The organism is Paenisporosarcina sp. P5_A11, from assembly GCF_056400705.1.
Map to the genome: position 1 here is coordinate 1 of NZ_JBFUKT010000266.1, position 3,060 is coordinate 3,060.

A 3,060-nucleotide genomic window follows, 5' to 3' on the forward strand; every position below is an offset into this window, starting at 1 on the left:
GGTAAATGGTACCCCACAGTATCTGAATAAAGTGGAAAATGACATTAAGAGGATAGTTGAGAAGTTGGCAGAAGAAACAATTTTTAAGGATTATGCAATCGGAGCTTATATTCAAATATTCTTTTTTTGGCTTCATTTTTTACGTTTTTTTCAACGGTATATGCAACTACAAATGATAAGCCCAGTTCTTATGAAGTAATTTATCCTGAAATAGGATACAAGACCGCTGAAGAAGCATCTGACGATTTTGAACAACATTTTAATGAAAAATTAAAACTTCCACTGAGAGTACCTCCTTTGGACGCTTTAACGATTCAGAATATGAAAGTTCTGAATCATTTGAAGTGACGTTGATMAATGATRAAATATCTGAAAATCATTATAAAATTGTTGTTCGATCACTTAAGTATAAATTGCCTATCAGAGAGAAATACGTGCTAAAAACCTTTGAACTTAAAAATGGGACTGTAGCTACTTATATGACAATTTCGGGTTTTAACTTGCTTGTTTTCGAAAGGGATAATTGGCAATACACATTAAATATTGATAAGCGAGGTTCAGACAAAGTTACGCTCGAGACCTTAGTAGATATAGCTAATTCTATTGATTATTGAATTTACATGAAATTTCACTAACGGGTGCTTTAGTTTAAGCTCAGTGAGCTGCTTAGGTAGCTTTTTTCTTATGTAATTAACGGGGCAGTTTAGTTGAAGAAGGATTCTTTGATAAAAGGAGTATTTTGTTTGTTAGGGTATATAACGAAGTATTTACTCCATCCTAAAAGGCACATTAATCCTATGATTAATGTGCCTATTTAGTTATGGGATGGTGATAATTTTGAGTTTCTTAAAAAAAACCTCTTGTTTGTTAGTTGTTTTTTTAGTTTTTGTAAATTTGATTGGTCGTGAAGGAATCGCTTCAGATGGTGAAATTACGCTAAAAGAAGCGATTAACATTGGATTCCAGAGAGCAAAAGAATGGAATGTAAAAGCAACACTTACAACAGTAAACAGTGTGGATGAAACGATGGGAGGATCGAGAGGAGGAACAGGGAAACGCTTTAAATGGTTTATGAACTTTGTGGTTCCAGGTACGGATGATTATGTACTAATTGGTATCTCAGAAAAGAAAATTACGGTGTTTAGACCGAGTAAGCAATCTCAGGATCCAACAATACCCCACAATGAGATCAAGTTGGATAGCTCTGATGTTCTCCAACTAGCAAAGGATAAATACGGACTAAACCCAGGAAAAGATTGGGCAACAGGATATCATTTTACACTAGATAGTATCGATGGTATGCCCATTCTAACAGTGATTGGAAATGATCGAGATAGCCGTTTTACTCGAATTTCATTTAATGCCCAAAACGGAGATGTGGTCAGTGCCAATCATAAATTACCATACGGTGGAGGATTAATATCCAAACGTATTGGCACCATTAACCTAACAAAAAAAGGGATGGCGATTACGGGGATTGTTGCTGGAAACAACAATTTAGTAGTATGGGGAGACAAAAAGCCAACACAATTTAGTACAACGAAGCAACCTTTTATTGAATGGAGCCATAACAATGGAGAAACATGGACAGAACTCCAAGCTAATAACTATGTCACACACGCGTGGTTTGATATAAATGATCAATTATTTGCAGCTACGGAAAAGGAATTATGGGCAGGTATTACATCAAACGCTAAAGGAACGAAAATTCTTTCATTAGACCACATGATTGAGAACATGGATTATTCGATCAACAACCATATAGCCGTGATATCGAGTGGGAGTATTTACTATACAACCAATCAAGGGGAGAGTTGGGAACAAGCTATTTTACACAAACCATTTAATGTTGTTCAGATTTCGGATAATGGTGATTTGGTGGTATTCACAGAAGAAAGGAAGATCTTGCGAAAGACAAATGATGGATGGAACGAAATAACCATGCCGAATAGTAATGATATACCTGTGGATATGAAAGTGATTAATAATAGGCTATTCATTGCCACACAAAATGGAATTTGGACCCGAAATCTTCAAGAGGAAAATTGGAGAAAAATTCAAGTTGATGAAATGGTAGTTAAACTTATTAAAAAAGGAGAGAAATTATTCGGATACACACATAGGGGTGAAGCTATTTATTCCATCAACACGAAAGATGAAAGAAAATCCGAAAAAGTGTTTGATGCTAGGGATTCCATCGTTTTGGACGTGGATATCATGGGAAATACGTTATGGATTGCAACTATACCAAATTATTCGTGGGAAGAAATGACGATTCAGCAGAGACCATAAAAATTTCAAGTGTATCCATGTAAAAAATATTGTAAAACATTTTACTTAAACTAAAGGTGCTTCACTCCAAGAAGGTAGTAAAGCATTTTTCCTTATTCAACTAACGGGTGCTTTAGTAGAAGAAGGTTTGCTTAGGCAGCTCTTTTGTTGCACTAACAGGGCTGGTTATCAATTGAAATTTCATTCATTAATCATATTTCCTTGCTTATCAAAGTGGGTCCAACCTTCACTGCGAACCACACGACCTCCAATTATCTTTGGAGATTCGTAGACAAATAATAAAACCCGATCTCCCGATTTATCGTATGTATATTGGTAATTCAAGTGTTTCTCATCTTCAAACTTATAAACGATTTCCCAGCGACCCTGGAAATTTTTAAGTGATTCTTTCTGAAACACTTTTCGATCAACATAGTCTTGTGCTTCCAAATATGTATCAACGCGCTCTTCTGCTAACTTTTCATAGGCAGGATAATTTATATACCAAAATATGATACAACCAACTATGATGAATAAAAGACTGAGCCATATTTTTGTTTTCCGCATTACTGTTTAACCCCTTTTCTTTACACATTTAGTGTAATTTTAGACTTTATGCGTAAAAACTACAATCCTCTTCCTTCCCGTACCGTTCAAAAATAGCGCACGTCTTTCATATTGTTAATCCTGAGGTTGGATTTTCCGTCGCTCCCCTTCAAATCTTCACATATTAGAAGGTATATCTATTAATCAGAATTTATTATTTCTTGCACTCTCATATCCTTAGCC

The 3,060-nt window shown here is 35.3% G+C and carries 3 protein-coding genes; 2 read left to right on the forward strand and 1 reads right to left on the reverse strand.

From position 1 onward, the window contains the following. Positions 1-199 (forward strand): hypothetical protein (locus AC1DOS_RS19085; RefSeq protein ID WP_477538773.1); only part of this gene is annotated, 199 nt, incomplete at its 5' end. A 638-nt stretch (positions 200-837) separates the two neighbouring features. Next, a complete protein-coding gene (locus AC1DOS_RS19090) occupies positions 838-2,292 on the forward strand; it encodes a WD40/YVTN/BNR-like repeat-containing protein (protein WP_477538774.1) in 1,455 nt (484 codons plus the stop codon). Positions 2,293-2,472: 180 nt separating this feature from the next. On the opposite strand, the gene AC1DOS_RS19095 is transcribed toward AC1DOS_RS19090, so the two are convergent. Next, positions 2,473-2,838, reverse strand: a complete 366-nt coding sequence (locus tag AC1DOS_RS19095; protein ID WP_477538775.1) for a DUF3139 domain-containing protein — start codon at positions 2,836-2,838, stop codon at positions 2,473-2,475. Positions 2,839-3,060: the final 222 nt, after the last annotated feature.

What these genes read in the sequence shown, in the direction of transcription:
- AC1DOS_RS19095 (WP_477538775.1), bottom strand. Translation starts at nt 2,838, where the DNA reads ATGCGGAAAACAAAAATATGGCTCAGTCTTTTATTCATCATAGTTGGT.